This is a genomic window from Bacillus sp. 37MA, assembly GCF_000372765.1.
GTDB classification, from domain to species: domain Bacteria; phylum Bacillota; class Bacilli; order Bacillales; family Domibacillaceae; genus Domibacillus; species Domibacillus aminovorans.
Genome location: NZ_KB889752.1, coordinates 1,991,947 through 2,008,135, shown reverse-complemented (window position 1 = coordinate 2,008,135; position 16,189 = coordinate 1,991,947). Strand labels below are relative to the sequence as shown.

At 42.3% G+C, this 16,189-nt stretch carries 13 protein-coding genes; 10 read left to right on the top strand and 3 right to left on the bottom strand.

Annotated features, from left to right (window positions below):
• The first annotated feature begins 16 nt into the window (after positions 1-16).
• Positions 17-1,261, top strand: coding sequence for a dihydrolipoamide acetyltransferase family protein (locus A3M5_RS0111205; protein ID WP_018393865.1), 1,245 nt, complete (start codon positions 17-19; stop codon positions 1,259-1,261).
• 39 nt (positions 1,262-1,300) lie between these two features.
• On the opposite strand, the gene A3M5_RS0111200 is transcribed toward A3M5_RS0111205, so the two are convergent.
• Entirely contained in the window at positions 1,301-2,161 is an 861-nt protein-coding gene (locus A3M5_RS0111200; protein ID WP_018393864.1) for a DUF1002 domain-containing protein, read from the bottom strand.
• A gap of 201 nt (positions 2,162-2,362) precedes the next feature.
• Here A3M5_RS0111200 and A3M5_RS22865 point away from each other — a divergent pair, with 201 nt between their 5' ends.
• The 5 genes from A3M5_RS22865 to A3M5_RS0111175 all read left to right on the top strand — a co-directional run bounded on the left by A3M5_RS22865 (position 2,363) and on the right by A3M5_RS0111175 (position 8,976).
• The gene (locus A3M5_RS22865) at positions 2,363-3,892 is read left to right on the top strand and encodes a methylmalonyl-CoA mutase family protein (RefSeq protein ID WP_196803563.1); all 1,530 of its coding nucleotides are present in this window, start codon (positions 2,363-2,365) and stop codon (positions 3,890-3,892) included.
• Positions 3,889-6,072 carry a methylmalonyl-CoA mutase gene (gene scpA / locus A3M5_RS0111190; RefSeq protein WP_018393862.1) on the top strand — a complete coding sequence of 728 codons (2,184 nt, stop codon included), beginning with the start codon at positions 3,889-3,891 and terminating at the stop codon, positions 6,070-6,072. The genes A3M5_RS22865 and scpA overlap by 4 nt, the downstream gene beginning before the upstream one ends.
• Complete coding sequence (gene meaB / locus A3M5_RS0111185; RefSeq protein ID WP_018393861.1) at positions 6,069-7,148, top strand: methylmalonyl Co-A mutase-associated GTPase MeaB; 1,080 nt, start codon at positions 6,069-6,071, stop codon at positions 7,146-7,148. The genes scpA and meaB overlap by 4 nt, the downstream gene beginning before the upstream one ends.
• A 337-nt stretch (positions 7,149-7,485) precedes the next feature.
• Complete coding sequence (locus tag A3M5_RS0111180; protein WP_018393860.1) at positions 7,486-7,923, top strand: BrxA/BrxB family bacilliredoxin; 438 nt, start codon at positions 7,486-7,488, stop codon at positions 7,921-7,923.
• Between the two features lie 57 nt (positions 7,924-7,980).
• The gene (locus tag A3M5_RS0111175; protein WP_018393859.1) at positions 7,981-8,976 is read left to right on the top strand and encodes an aromatic acid exporter family protein; all 996 of its coding nucleotides are present in this window, start codon (positions 7,981-7,983) and stop codon (positions 8,974-8,976) included.
• Here the strand turns inward: A3M5_RS0111175 and prli42 are convergent.
• Positions 8,959-9,054 (bottom strand): stressosome-associated protein Prli42, encoded by a 96-nt coding sequence (gene prli42, locus A3M5_RS25400; RefSeq protein ID WP_018393858.1) that lies wholly within the window; start codon positions 9,052-9,054, stop codon positions 8,959-8,961. The two genes, A3M5_RS0111175 and prli42, sit on opposite strands and share 18 nt — an antisense overlap.
• A 155-nt stretch (positions 9,055-9,209) precedes the next feature.
• Here prli42 and mce point away from each other — a divergent pair, with 155 nt between their 5' ends.
• The 4 genes from mce (at position 9,210) to gnd (ending at position 13,822) form a co-directional block, all read left to right on the top strand.
• A complete protein-coding gene (gene mce, locus A3M5_RS0111165; protein WP_018393857.1) occupies positions 9,210-9,617 on the top strand; it encodes a methylmalonyl-CoA epimerase in 408 nt (135 codons plus the stop codon).
• Positions 9,617-11,170 (top strand): acyl-CoA carboxylase subunit beta, encoded by a 1,554-nt coding sequence (locus tag A3M5_RS0111160; protein WP_018393856.1) that lies wholly within the window; start codon positions 9,617-9,619, stop codon positions 11,168-11,170. The genes mce and A3M5_RS0111160 overlap by 1 nt, the downstream gene beginning before the upstream one ends.
• Positions 11,171-11,261: 91 nt before the next feature.
• On the top strand, positions 11,262-12,380 hold the full coding sequence (locus A3M5_RS0111155; RefSeq protein WP_018393855.1) for a M20/M25/M40 family metallo-hydrolase: 1,119 nt from the start codon (positions 11,262-11,264) through the stop codon (positions 12,378-12,380).
• Positions 12,381-12,412: 32 nt separating this feature from the next.
• Positions 12,413-13,822 (top strand): NADP-dependent phosphogluconate dehydrogenase, encoded by a 1,410-nt coding sequence (gene gnd / locus A3M5_RS0111150; RefSeq protein WP_018393854.1) that lies wholly within the window; start codon positions 12,413-12,415, stop codon positions 13,820-13,822.
• 363 nt (positions 13,823-14,185) lie between these two features.
• On the opposite strand, the gene A3M5_RS0111145 is transcribed toward gnd, so the two are convergent.
• A complete protein-coding gene (locus A3M5_RS0111145; RefSeq protein ID WP_018393853.1) occupies positions 14,186-16,039 on the bottom strand; it encodes a PAS domain-containing protein in 1,854 nt (617 codons plus the stop codon).
• Positions 16,040-16,189: the final 150 nt, after the last annotated feature.

Below are 16,189 nucleotides of genomic sequence, written 5' to 3'. Positions count from 1 at the left end.
AAAGGAGTTTTTCAACATGGCGATACAATATATAACAATGCCGAAACTTGGGGAGAGTGTCACAGAAGGAACGATTACAAAATGGCTCGTGACACCTGGCGACCATGTAAATAAATATGATCCAATTGCAGAAGTATTAACGGACAAAGTAAACGCGGAAATTCCGTCATCATTTACAGGAGCCATACAAGAAATTGTAGCGAAAGAAGATGAAGTATTGTCTGTTGGAGACGTTATTTGCACGATTGAAACAGAGGAAGTACAAGCTGTCCAAACGCAAGAAGAAGTCACTCAACTGGAAAAAAAAGCTGCAATAGATAATCGTGCCCGTTATTCACCTGCCGTCTTAAAACTTGCACAGCAGCACGATATTGATTTAAAAGCAATGAAAGGGTCAGGAAAAGGCGGCCGGATTACACGAAAAGATGTGCAGACACTTATTGATGCTGGTGGACAGCCGCCATCTGTTCAAGCATTGCCTGCTCAAACCCAGCCTGTACGAAAGCAGCCACGCCTTGCCCAAACCCAGCCTATTGTTGTGCCAAACATACGAAGTGGTGACGATGACACAATTATTCCGCTTGATAGTGTGAAACAAAGTGTTGCGGCTAATATGGTGCGAACGAAACAGGAAGTACCGCATGCGTGGATGATGGTTGAAGTCGATGTAACAAAACTCGTTGGATACCGTGATTCCATCAAGAAGTCATTTAAAGAAAATGAAGGCTATAATATCACTTATTTTGCTTTTTTTGTGAAAGCTGTAGCTCGAGCATTAAAGGAATTTCCAGAAATGAATGCTATGTGGGCAGGTGACCATATCGTCCGTAAAAAAGCCATTAATATTTCGATTGCAGTAGCAGCTGATGATAAATTGTATGTTCCTGTTGTAAAGCAGGCTGACGAGAAATCGGTGAAGGGCATTGCAAAAAATGTAGTTGACCTTGCGAAAAAAGCACGGTCAGGTGTATTGTCATCAGAAGATGTCAATGGCGGTACATTTACCGTGAACAACACCGGTTCATTTGGTTCCGTACAGTCAATGGGTATTATTAATTATCCGCAAGCGGCGATTTTACAAGTTGAATCGATTGTGAAGCGGCCGGTTATCATCGATGGCATGATCGCTGTGCGCGACATGGTTAACCTTTGCTTATCAATTGATCACCGTGTGCTTGATGGTCTTATTTGCGGGCGTTTTATGCAGCGCGTGAAAGAATTGCTTGAAAATGCGTCGGAAGAAACGATGCCAATCTATTGAAAAAAGGTGTTTTCTCAAGCGAGAAAACACCTTTTTTCATTATTTAAATAATCCAGCGATGGCATCTACAATCGACTGAAGGAAGTCAAGAATGGACTGAAGAATGCCTTGTCCTTCTTCTGAGCTTTTAAAGCTGTTCCATTGCTCTTTCGCTTTATCAATTTGCGAATTGACTTGATCCCAGTTAATGTCCAAGTTTTTCATTTTATCAAACAATGATGCGAGCTGATCTCGTTGCGCGTCGCTTAGTTGAATGTTCAATTCATTTGAAATATTGTTAATGATCACTTTAATTTCCTGAATAGTTTGTGGGTTTTGTACGGCGATTTCTTCCTTAATCCGTTCGATTAGATTCGTTGCTTCTTCCTGACCGATCTCATCGCCTAGTTTCGCTGTTGTGACCATTTCTTCATTTGCGACTTGCTTTTGCTCTTCCGGAATTTTTTCACCGGTTGTCGACTCATATGCTTTAATAATTCCAGTTAACGCAGCCGTACCGGACACATTAAACGGCGCAGTAATATAAATTTCTGCATCTTTTACGCTCGCTGTAGTCAACGCATTTGTATACATTTCTTTTGAAACCCACGTAATATTTTTCGTCTCGACATTTAAGCCGGCACCAGACTCAGCTGTTGTAATTTTACTAGAAGAAATCGCTTTCGTTCCGATTTGTGCTTTTGGAATGTAATCACCTAAATATTGATGTTCTTCTGCATTTGAAACAGTAATGGTCTGCACATCAGCAGGTACGTCCATTTCTGTCAGCAGCTGTTCTTTTTGAGCGGGTGTCAAGTTTTCACCAAGTGTCACAATGATGTCGCCGGGTACGCTATCCGCTGAGACGACGGTTCCTAAACTAAAAATGGCAATAATAAGCAGGCTAAATAGTTTTCTCATTTTTTCGCTCCTGAATAAAAAATTGCTCTTTTTTTAAAAAGAGTTACCAATAGAATAGCATGTCCCTCATAAATTTTCACGTTTTGTCCCGTACACATTGCCTGCTCTATACCGTTTATAATACAATTAAGGAGAAACAAATATGTTTCTTTTTCGTGAATGCTTCAAATTGAAAACGATTTCATTAAAAGGGGTGGAAACATGAAAGAACAGACCTTTTCAGCTGTTACATTGGAAGAATGGAAACAGGCTGCACAGTTGTCGTTAAAGGGGAAGCCATTGTCTAGCCTGTATACAAAAACGTCGGAAAATATTGAATTGAAGCCGCTTTACACGAAAACTGATGTAAAAGGGGTACAATCCTCGCTGCCAGGGGAAAAACCATTTACGAGAGGATTTTACCGTTTAGGAACATTTCCAAAACCGAAGATAAAATTAGCCATTGACCCTGTATCAGAAGGCGCAGCAGCAGGTATTTTTCCGTCAAAAGAAGTGTTTGAACATATACATAATCAGTCAAATATTACAATCAACACTGTACCTTATCACATGGCAGGCGCAAATGCTGTACAGGAACTGGCTTTTGCTTTATCCGAAGCCGTCTTTTATATGAAAATGGCAGCTAATAAAAATGAAACGGTCTCGAAAATGATTGTTCATTTCGCTGCAGGACCACGATTTTTTACGGAAATAGCGAAAATTCGAGCATTCCGGACGCTCTGGTCAGCAGTCATGGATGTATACGAACTAGATGAACAATCGAAGCCGGCAATCAGTGTGGAAACGAGTGAACAGACGTTATCAGCACTTGATCCACACGTTAACATTTTACGTACGGGCAGTGCTGCGTTTTCTGCCGTGCTTGGCAATATAGATTACCTGCATGTCTTACCGTTTAATCAAGTGACCGGAAGTGCAACAGAGCTGTCTGAGCGAATTGCCCGTAATATTCCGCTGATTTTGAAACATGAAGCACATCTTGATAAAGTGATTGACCCAGCAGGTGGTTCTTATTACATCGAGTCGTTAACGAATGAAATCGGCCGTATGGCATGGGATGAATTTGCCCGGATAGAAGAAGCGGGCGGGATTGAATATGCACTTAAAGCAGGGACGATTCAAAAAGAGATAGCGGCTGTACAGGTGAAACGGGAAAAAGAGATAGCGATCCGCAAACAGTTATTAATAGGTACGAATATGTATGCAAATATGACCGGAAAAAATGAATTTACCCAACAGAAAACAAAGAGATCAACCATGAAAGGCGAAAAAATTGTTGCGCTTACGCCAAAAAGATTGGCAGAGCCGATTGAGCAGCTTCGTCAAAAAGCAGCAGCGATCGAACAAACTGGAAAGTCTGTAAAGGTAGGCATTATTTGCCTCGGTAAGTTGAAAACAAACAAACCGCGTACAGATTATATAATAGGTATACTCGCTGTTGGCGGCATTCAGTCGGTACTGTCTGAAAATATTGAGACAGTGAAAGAAGCCGTCCAATTTGTTGAAATGCATGACTTTCCATACTACTGCATTTGTGGAGCTAATTCAACGTATGAACAATTTGGACTGGAACTGATAGAAGAGTTAAGAAAAGTGTCTCGGTCAGCAGTCATTGATGTGGCTGGAAATTGGCAGGTGACGGGGATAGATGGCTCCATTTCGGCTGGAGATGATATTGTGAAAAAATTATTGGCACTGCTTTCATTATTTGAAGGGGGGTCCGAACAATGAATTTAAAAGATTATAATCCATTTAAAAAAGGGGCCAAAAAACCACTTGATGAATGGAAAGCGGCGCTGGAACAGGATGTGAAAAAATCATTCGATGATTTGTCATTTGAAACGAATGAATCGATCTGGCTGCAGGCTATTTATACAGAAGAAGATATAAAATCACTTGACCATATAAACGATTATCCGGGTATTGCTCCTTATACACGTGGTCCGTATCCGACAATGTATGTGAACCGTCCGTGGACTATCCGCCAGTATGCAGGTTTTTCAACGGCGGAAGAAAGCAATGCGTTTTACCGGCGCAATCTGGCGATGGGCCAAAAAGGACTGTCCGTTGCGTTTGACTTGCCGACACACCGAGGCTATGATTCGGATCACCCCCGTGTCGTTGGCGATGTAGGGAAAGCGGGTGTAGCCATTGATTCAGTGGAGGATACAAATATTTTATTTGGCGGTATTCCACTCGATCAAATGTCGGTGTCGATGACGATGAACGGAGCGGTTTTACCTATTATGGCTTTTTACATCGTTACAGCTGAAGAACAGGGCGTGACGCGCGAAAAGTTGTCCGGTACGATTCAAAATGACATTTTAAAAGAATATATGGTACGCAATACGTATATTTATCCACCGGAAACATCGATGCGGATTATTGCTGATATTTTCGATTATACATCAAAAGAGATGCCGAAGTTTAACTCGATCTCTATTTCTGGTTACCATATGCAAGAAGCGGGCGCAACAGCTGATATTGAACTTGCGTATACACTTGCGGATGGTCTTGAATACGTACGGACCGGGCTTGCTGCGGGCATTGATATTGATTCGTTTGCGCCGCGCTTATCGTTTTTCTGGGCGATCGGTATGAATTATTTTATGGAAGTAGCGAAATTGCGTGCGGCCCGCCGTATATGGGCGCAGCTGATGAAGCCGTTCAACCCGTCCAATGAAAAATCAATGGCCCTTCGTACGCATTCGCAGACGTCGGGATGGAGTTTAACCGAGCAGGATCCGTTTAATAATGTTACACGCACATTAATTGAAGCACACGCGGCTGCGATGGGTCATACACAGTCATTGCACACGAATGCTCTTGATGAAGCGATTGCGCTTCCAACTGATTTTTCGGCGCGCATTGCCCGCAATACACAATTATTTTTGCAGGAAGAAACCGGGATCACAAATGTTATCGATCCATGGGGTGGCTCGTATTATGTAGAAGCGCTGACGAATGAATTGATGGAGCGCGCGTGGGCTCATATTGAAGAAATTGAAAAACTTGGCGGAATGACAAAAGCAATTGAAACGGGACTTCCGAAAATGAAAATTGAAGAAGCAGCAGCACGCCGTCAAGCTAAAATTGATTCCAGTGAAGAAACAATCATTGGCGTGAATAAATATCGTCTAAAAAAAGAAGACCCAATTGATATTTTAGATATTGATAATACAGCGGTCCGTTTGAAGCAAGTGGAGCGAATTGAAAAAACGAAAGCAAACCGCGATGAAGTAAAGGTAAAAGAAGCGCTAGCCGCCATTACAGCGTCCGTACAGTCCGGTGTTGGCAACTTGCTTGCACTCGCAGTAGCAGCTGCAAGGTTACGTGCAACTCTTGGGGAAATTTCCGATGCCGTTGAAGCGATAAGTGGAAGACATAAGGCGGTGATCAGGTCCGTGAGCGGTGTATACAGTGCCCATTTTTCCGATTCACAACAAATGGCGCTCGTCCAGCAATTAACAGCGGAATTTGAAGAGCAAGAAGGGCGCCGTCCGCGTATTTTAGTCGCCAAAATGGGACAGGATGGCCATGACCGTGGGGCGAAAGTAATTGCAACAGCCTATGCAGATCTCGGCTTTGATGTCGATATTGGTCCGCTTTTCCAGACGCCAGAAGAAACAGCGAAACAAGCAGTAGAAAATGACGTTCATGCAGTTGGCTTTAGTTCGCTTGCAGCTGGTCATAAAACATTGCTGCCGGCCTTAGTAGAAGAACTGCAGAAGCTTGGCCGTGATGATATCGTCGTGTTTGTTGGCGGTGTCATTCCAGCACAGGATTATGACTTTTTAAGAGAAAAAGGAGCAGCGGCTATTTTTGGACCTGGTACTGTTATTCCGGTGTCTGCACAGGTCATTTTAGAGAAAGTGTATGAGCGGCTCGGCTACGAGGAAGTGACAGAATGACGGAAGAACATCAACATGTTAGAAAAGGTGTGATGGCTGCGCATGATGGCATGATAGCGCCACCGCGGAAAATGTTCCGTAAAAAAAAATCAGTACTGCCAGATTTAAATGTGATGGTAAATGGTATCGTGAAAGGTTCAGTAAAAGAACTGGCGAAAGCGATCACGTTTATTGAAAGCAATGCAGCTGATCATTACAAGTACGGGCAAGACCTACTGCAAAAGCTATTGCCTCATACAGGAAATGCAATTCGGATCGGGATCACGGGTGTACCGGGTGCCGGGAAGAGTACATTTATCGAATCATTTGGGATGAGGCTATGTGATGCGGGCCACCGCGTCGCTGTGCTCACCATTGACCCGAGTTCTTCTATTTCAGGTGGATCTATTTTAGGAGATAAAACGAGAATGGAGCAACTTGCCAAACACCCAAATGCCTTTATACGGCCGTCTCCATCAGGCGGCACACTTGGAGGTGTCCACCGTAAAACGAGAGAAACGCTTGCTTTATGTGAAGCGGCTGGATTTGACGTGATTTTAATCGAAACGGTCGGCGTCGGACAAAGTGAATTCATCGTCCGCAGCATGGTCGACTTTTTTATGCTGCTTGCACTGACTGGAGCGGGAGATGAACTTCAAGGGATGAAAAAAGGCATTATGGAGATGGTGGATGCTGTCGTCGTCAATAAAGCGGACGGCACAAATAAGTCCCTTGCTGAGAAAACGAAGCGGGAATACAATCAAATTTTGCATTTTTTGCAGCCGGCAACGAAAGGATGGGAATCAAAAGCGTATACGTGCTCAGCATTGAAAAATGAAGGAATCGATACGATCTGGACGATGATGAAAGAATTTAGAAATGTGACGGAAAAAAGCGGTGTTTTGATAGAGCGCCGCCGCTATCAGACGAAAGAATGGCTCCATACTCTTATTATGGAAAAACTCAAAAATCATTTTTACCGTCATCCATACGTCAAAGAACAGATAGGCCAGTTAGAGCAGGATGCAATGAACGGGGATATTCCACCGTCGCAGGCTGCAGAACAATTATTTAAACAAGTGTATGGAACAGAGTGAATCTATTAAGATGTTAGATCAAAAGCGAAACGTTCTGTTGCTGAGCTTTGAAGCTGCCAGCTCACGTCCGATGTATTAAAAAAGACCATCCGGATCAATCCGGATGGTCAAATACAGGGAGTGTAAGGGTATGGATTCAGTTACCTTATTACTTTACCCGCGAACGAAAAAGTTAAACATGCATTTTTTTATTTTCGATTCATTTACTTCGCACAGTAGTCTATAATGTTAAAACGTATTTTATGAATAAATCAAGGAATGCCTGGTCCATTTCATTGTAATAAACGATATTTTCACTTATGATATATCTACTAACTAAATAAAGGAGAGATTAAATATGGGAATGGATTTTAATTTTTTCATGAACGATGTAGTCCGTCAGGCGCGCGATGAAATTAAAGCGGCTGGCTATACAGAATTAACAACACCTGAAGAAGTAGATGCAACGTTGAACGAAAAAGGGACGACGCTTGTGATGGTCAACTCTGTATGTGGTTGTGCAGGCGGCATTGCGCGTCCGGCAGCGGCACATGCTATCCATTACGATAAGCGTCCAGATCGTCTTGTGACGGTTTTTGCAGGACAGGATAAAGAGGCCACGGCGCAAGCGCGTAATTTCTTTACGGGCTATCCACCGTCTTCACCATCTTTTGCGATCATAAAAGATGGTGAAGTGAAGGCGATGGTCGAACGTCATGAGATTGAAGGGCATCACCCGATGTCGGTCGTTGAACAATTACAAACACTTTTCGATGAGTATTGTGAAGAAATTTAAATAAGAATGAAAGCCTTGCCCGGTGCGGCAGGGCTTTCTTAAGTAGGAGTGGGAACGATGATTAAAGTTGGCTACCGCACCGCAAAAACAGCAGTCGGCATTGCCGTTTCCATCCTGCTTGCTGAATGGATCGGACTTCATAATGCGATGTCAGCGGGGATTATTACGGTTTTATGTATTCAAAATACGAAGCAGCGGTCGCTTCAGGCAGCGTGGACACGTCTCATCGCTTGTATGGTGGCCCTGTTTTATTCAGCCCTGTTTTTTGAGATGGTTTCGTATCATGCGATTGTGATCGGAATCATTATGATCTTCTTTATTCCAACGACGGTCGCTCTTAAATCACAGGAAGGCATCGTGTCAAGTACAGTCATTATTTTGCATTTATATGCAGCCGATCAACTTACGGCAGGACTCATTTTAAACGAACTCGGTATTATTTTAATCGGCATCGGTGTGGCACTCTTATTAAACTCCTACATGCCGAGTGTCGAGCGCAGCTTAGTTCAGATGCAGGAGAAGATAGAGCGCTTATTTGAACGGATTATTGAAGAGATTATTCTTTATTTGCGGACGAATGATCATTCGTGGGACGGGAAAGAATTGACGGAAACAGCCGACCTTCTCAAAAAAGCAAAAACACTCGCTTTCAAAGATGTTCAAAATCATTTTACACGGAATGACAGCCTTTTTTATCAATATTTCACGATGCGTGAAAAGCAGTTTGAGATTATTGAACGCATTTTATCCATTGTCGTGACAATTTCCCACCGGCCGGAGCAGGCGGACATGATTGCGGATTTTATGGAAGACGTAAAAGCACACATTCATCCAGGCAATACGGCATACGTGCATTTGACACGACTCGATGAAATGAAGCATGCATTTGAAGAAATGCCGCTTCCTGTGACACGTGAAGAATTTGAAGCACGGGCAGCTCTTTACCAGTTTGTGCGGGAGATGGAGCAATATTTACTTATTAAAGCCCGCTTTCGTGGCATGAAAAAAGAGCGGCTAAAAAAGCACGCCCACACTCTACATAAACATCGTTAACCCAAATATCACGGTTGATGCCAGCATCGCAAATAGCATTAAATACACAATAATCTTTTGAAACGTTTTGTTGCGCATGTAATTCTTTCTCCTTTACATCCGTTATTATCTATTATTGTACTGGTAAACGGATAGACATGCAACTGAAGAGAACGGTCGAAAAAGAGGATTTTGTTCAACATTTGTCGAATCAATTTAGGCTGTTTTAGTATTTATATCAAAGGGGTAATGGAATGAAAAAAGTGGATCATATCGGGATTGCGGTCGCATCACTCGACGAATCGATCTCATTATACACAGAACAGCTTGGCATGACACATATGAAAACAGAATTAGTAGAATCGCAAGGTGTCAACGTAGCATTTATTGATGCGGGTAATATAAAGATTGAATTGCTCGAACCAACTAGTCTTGAAAGTCCGATTGCGAAATTTATTGCAAGTCGCGGCCAGGGAATGCATCATATTGCTTATAGTGTGGAACATATTGAAGACCGTATTGCTGATATAAAAGAACGGGGAATCCAAATGATTAACGAAATACCAAAACCGGGTGCAGGCGGGGCACGAGTCGCATTTATGCACCCAAAATCAACGGGCGGTGTATTAATGGAGCTTTGTGAAAAAGGAGAGGAAGCGTAATGTCGGATATTTTTGACAGCATTCATGAGCTGCAGGATAGACGTCGTGAAGTCGAGCTTGGCGGCGGTGACGAACGAATCGACAAACAGCATGAAAAGGGCAAATTAACCGCGCGTGAACGAATTGAATTATTGGTGGATGAAGGTTCATTTATTGAGTTGAACCCATTTATCGAACATCGTAATACAGACTTTGGTCTAGATGGGATAAAAGGGCCCGGCGACGGCGTTGTAACCGGTTATGGAAAAGTGAATGGTCGTCCGATTTACTTGTTTTCGCAGGACTTTACTGTTTTCGGCGGCGCACTCGGTGAGATGCATGCGCAAAAAATAGCCAATGTCATGGATTTGGCGGCTAAAAATGGAACTCCCTTTATCGGGTTGAATGATTCCGGAGGTGCGCGTATTCAAGAAGGGGTTTTATCACTTGATGGCTATGGACATATTTTTTACCGGAATGCGATCTATTCCGGAGTCATTCCGCAAATATCGGTTATTCTAGGACCGTGTGCAGGTGGAGCCGTTTATTCACCGGCGATTACCGATTTTGTGTTTATGGTTGATCAAACGAGTCAAATGTTTATTACCGGACCGAAAGTAATTGAAACGGTCACCGGAGAAAAAATTTCCGGGGAAGATTTGGGTGGGTCGAAAGTACATAATGCAGTGAGCGGCAACGCGCATTTCCGTGCGGGCACGGAAGAAGAAGTTTTGGGAAAGGTACGTGCGCTTTTATCTTATTTACCGCAAAATAATGAAGAGAAGACACCGGTTGTGAATGCAATGTCTCATGAAAGTGATTATCGTGAGGAACTAACAGATGTCGTGCCGTTTGACGGGCTTCGTCCATATGATGTGCGTAAAGTACTTGAGCATGTTGTTGACGAAGAATCATTTATGGAAGTACAAAAAGAATTTGCGAAAAATATGGTGATCGGTTTTGCTCGTGTCAAAGGGGAAACGATTGGTCTCGTGTGCAACCAGCCGAAATTTATGGCGGGTGGACTAGATATAGATTCATCAGATAAAGCGGCGCGATTCATCCGCTTCTGCGATTCATTTAACATTCCGATCATTACATTTGAAGATGTGTCGGGATTTTTCCCAGGTGTGAAGCAAGAACATGGCGGTATTATTCGTCATGGAGCAAAAATTTTATATGCGTATTCCGAAGCAACAGTGCCGAAAATCACGGTTATTTTACGAAAAGCATACGGTGGCGCTTATGTAGCCCTTAACTCAAAATCAATCGGTGCAGATCTGGTATTCTCATGGCCAAATGCAGAAATTGCTGTCATGGGGCCGGAGGGAGCAGCGAACATTATTTTTGCCCGTGAAATAGCAGCGAGCGATAATCCAGAAGCAACGAGAACAGCGAAAATTAACGAATACCGTGAAAAATTTGCCAACCCGTATGTCGCAGCGGCACGCGGTATGGTAGATGATGTCATTGATCCGCGTGAAACACGTATTAAAATTATACAGGCATTAGACATGATGCGAACGAAAAAAGAAGAACGGCCGAAGAAAAAACATGGAAATATTCCGTTATAATCGTGAATCAGTTGAAAGAACAGTTTCTACAGGCTGATTTTTTATACAAAAACGTTTATAATTAAATTGGCAGAAAATTTGGAGGTGCAGCGTGGTTAATGAAGAACGTTTATTGAATGAATTTCTGGAACTCGTTCAAATCGATTCGGAAACGAAACACGAGCAACTGATAGCCGAATCGTTAAAAGCGAAATTTACTGCACTCGGCGTCGATGTATATGAAGATGATACTATGTCAAAAACAGGTCACGGGGCAGGTAATTTAATTTGTACATTGCCAGCTGTGAAAGAAGGAATCGATCCGATTTATTTCACGTCACATATGGACACAGTTGTGCCTGGCAAAAATGTAAAACCGATCGTAGAGGACGGCTATGTGAAAACGGATGGTACGACCATTCTTGGTGCAGATGATAAAGCGGGTTTAGCTGCAATGTTCGAAATGATTCGTCTGTTAAAAGAACGAAATATTGCGCATGGTATGATTCAATTTATCATTCCGGTCGGGGAAGAGTCGGGTCTTGTTGGGGCAAAAGCACTTGATCCTACGCTCGTAAAAGCAAAATACGGTTTCGCACTTGACAGTGACGGCGATGTGGGCAATATTATTGTAGCGGCACCAACGCAAGCAAAAGTGACGGCACGCATTTACGGAAAAACAGCACATGCAGGTGTCGCACCGGAAAAAGGTGTATCTGCGATTACGATGGCGGCTAAATCCGTTTCTCGTATGCCGCTTGGCCGCATTGACGAAGAAACGACAGCGAACATCGGCCGTTTTGAAGGTGGCCAAGCGACGAATATTGTCTGCGATTATGTGCAGATTTTAGCGGAAGCCCGTTCGCTTGAACCGGCGAAAATGGATGCACAGACGCTTAAAATGAAAACGGCATTTGAAGAAGTTGCTGCTGAAATGGGCGGCCGTGCCGAAGTCGATGTGGACGTGATGTACCCGGGCTTTAAGTTTGGTGCTAACGACCATGTGGTAAAGATCGCGCAAAAAGCGGCAGCAAAAATTAATCGCTCGTCTAAGCTGCTCACGAGCGGCGGTGGAAGCGATGCGAACGTCATCGCCGGATTTGGCATTCCGACTGTGAACCTGGCTGTTGGATATGAAGATATTCATACGGTCAATGAAAAAATGCCAGTGAAAGAACTTGTTAAGCTTGCTGAAATGGTGACGGCAATCGTTGAAATTGTAGCAGAGTAAAAAATTTATTAGAGAAAGAAGGATTTATTTTTATGACGAAACAACAAATTGGTGTAATTGGACTTGCCGTAATGGGCAAAAATTTAGCGTGGAACATTGAAAGCCGTGGTTATACAGTGTCTGTTTTCAATCGTTCATCTGAAAAAACAGATGAAATGGTAAAAGAAAGCGAAGGGAAAAATATTGTACCGGCTTATTCAATGGAAGAATTTGTTGCATCGCTTGAAGTACCGCGCAAAATTTTACTTATGGTAAAAGCCGGTGAAGCAACAGATAAAACAATTGATCAATTGAAGCCTCATCTTGATAAAGGCGATATTATTATCGATGGCGGTAATACATTCTATAAAGACACACAGCGCCGTAATACAGAGCTTGCAGAACTTGGCTTTCACTTTATTGGTACAGGCGTATCAGGCGGCGAAGAGGGCGCTTTAACAGGCCCATCCATCATGCCTGGTGGTCAAAAAGAAGCGTATGAGCTCGTTGCACCGATTTTGAAAGACATCTCAGCAAAAGTTGAAGGCGAAGCGTGCTGTACATATATTGGCGGCGACGGAGCAGGTCACTATGTAAAAATGGTTCATAACGGTATCGAGTATGGCGACATGCAGCTGATCGCAGAAGCGTACTCATTATTGAAAGATGTGCTTGGGTTATCTGCAGAAGAGCTTCACACGGTATTCTCTGAATGGAATAAAGGCGAACTTGACAGCTACTTAATCGAAATTACAGCCGATATTTTCACGAAAAAAGACGATGACACGGGTAAACCGCTTGTTGACCTTATTTTAGATGAAGCAGCACAAAAAGGAACAGGGAAATGGACGAGCCAGAGTGCCCTTGACCTTGGCGTACCGCTTCCGCTTGTTACCGAATCTGTATTTGCCCGCTTTATTTCTGCATTGAAAGAAGAGCGTGTAAGAGCTTCAGACGTCTTAAACGGACCGGAGCGTGCATTTGACGGCGACCGTGAAGCATTTATTGAATCTGTTCGCCGTGCGCTTTATATGGGTAAAATATGCTCGTACGCACAAGGATTTGCGCAAATGAAAGCAGCTTCTGAAGAATACGGATGGGATTTGAAATACGGTGACATCGCGATGATTTTCCGCGGCGGCTGTATCATCCGTGCACAATTTTTGCAAAAAATTAAAGAAGCGTACGACCGTGATGCCGCACTTGATAACTTGCTTCTTGATCCGTATTTCAGCGCTATCACAAATGAATATCATTCGGCACTTCGTGAAACGATCTCAAATGCCGTATTGAATGGCGTCCCTGTACCGACATTGTCATCAGCAATGGCATATTATGACAGCTACCGCAGTGCTGTATTGCCGGCTAACCTTATTCAAGCGCAACGTGACTACTTCGGTGCTCACACATATCGTCGACTTGATAAAGAAGGCACGTTCCATACTGAATGGATGGAGAAGTAATAAAGGAATTGCTTTTCGACCAATGATACAGATAGGCGGAAAAGCCTTTTATATCAACATCAACGATTTATGCTGCTATTTTAAGTGGTACAGTTTGCACTCAAATAGACTAATACAGTTTTTTGGGTGGTAAACGGGTGGTAAAGTTTATAAAAACACAAAAAAGCACCGTTTTTACGCGGTGCTTTTTTCTATGCCTGCTTATTCTGTTCTTGGTGTACTGAAGAAAAAAGAGCATCGAGTTTACTCGCAGCACGTTCTTTTTGATATTTATAGGAAAAGTTAGTATAATTTTGAATAATCAACACGGGTGATATATATTTAACAAATCATGAAATGTTAAACGATCTTTACGTAAACCATTTATTGTAATTCCGGCGGCAATATTATTTTTATATTCGTGCCGTTGCCATTATCACTGTCTATTTGAATCGTTCCGCGGTGATTTTCGATAATCTTATAGCTGACCATAAGACCAAGACCCGTGCCTCTTTCTTTATTAGAGTAAAATGGTTCTCCTAAACGACCGATCATTTCTTTTGGGATGCCTCTTCCTTCATCTCTTACTTCAATCGCTACAGAGCCGTCCAGCAATAAAGATGTTGTAATATACATGCTTCCTCCGGAGGGCATTGCTTCGATCGCATTTTTGAAAACATTAATCATCACTTGTTTAATCTGCTTTGGCTCACAGTAAACAAGGGGCAATGAATCTCCCAAGGTTGTATTCATTTCAACTTTATGTAATAAGGCTTCTGGCCACATGAATTGAATAATTTCTGTTAACACTTCATTGATATTGTGATGAGCAAACTTTATTTCCTCATACGGATTGGCAAGCATTAAAAACTCTGTCACAATTGACTCAACCTGATCAAGTTCTTTGAGGATGATTTTGTTATAGAAGTTATTGTCATTTGATTCCTGGGCTAGCAGCTGAATGAGACCTTTTACTGTGGTTAACGGATTTCTGATTTCATGGGCAATCCCAGCCGCTAATTGCCCCAATGCTCCCAGCTTATCTTGTTTTTTTAACGCCTCATCTTGCTTTTTCCACTCCGTTATATCTTGAGCGATACCGATATTTCGGGTAATCTGTCCATTTTCATCAGCGAGAGGAGTCACTTTAATCCGAATCCATCGATCCTCTATTCCTGAATCATCTTTTAGCTTACATTCTAATTCTAGAGGGACGTCGTCGAAAGGAGCGGCATAAACCTTTATCAGTTTTTCCAAGTCCTCTTGATAAAACTGATCTTTCATGACATACGGGTTTTCACAGAGCTCTTCACTGCTGATCCCCCATAACCGTTCGAAAGAGGGGCTAACATATAGAAATTTACATTGCATCATATCAAACAAGGTAATGACCTCATTAATATTTTCTGTTATATCCAGAATAAGTCTTTCCTGACAAGTGATCAAATCATTTTGTTGTTCAATCATCATGGTTGTTTCCATTAATTCAGTAAGATCTTTTGTTATAACTGATACAGCGATAACTGTTCCATCCCCATCTAAAATCGGAGCGATAATTAGGGAGACTGGAATAATCGATCCATCTTTTTTCATCCTAAACGTTTGAAGATGAATTATTTTTTTCCCGTTCCATATTTCTGTCTGGATATAGTCGACTTCATGATAAAGATGCTTCGGAATAGTTGGACAAAACTCCCCTAATAACTCCTGCTTTTTCCATTTATACAAATGTTCAAACGCGGAGTTCACGAGAAGCATACGACCCTCCATATCACAAATGGCCGATGCATCGTCCATTAGATCAAAAAAGTGACTAAGTCCAACGCTATTGGCAATGCTATCCCCAAGATTATCAGAACTCTCTTTAACAAGCTGGCCCATCCCTTGAACCCAGCCTTCCTTTGTTGCTTTTGCATGGCGCCAAAGAAGTGAAATATATGTACCGTCTTTCCGGCAATATCTATTTGTATAGGGGGGGGAAAATTGATTGTTTTGAACAGCACAAAACAACTCATTTGATTTATTCCGATCATCTTCATGAACGAGTTCTAAGTAATTCATGCCTGCCACTTCCGACAAATCATATTGCAATGCTTTTTCTAATGTGGCATTTATGTATTTGATCCTACCTTTTGAATCGAGTAGGATCAATAGCTCTTTCGATAATTCCGCAAACCACGAAAACGCTTCTTTCAGCGTTGAAATTTCCATACCGCCTTCATTCTGTAAATTTTCCATGTGTATTGTCTCCCTCTAAGGTATATTCAGTTGTCTTTAAATTTAATATTAGCAGATAGCGTAAGAGAATTAATCAGAAAATTCCGTGTTTTATATGTTTAATTATGGAATGAATGTATAATTTGGAGTGTTTACAAATTGTGGGAGGGA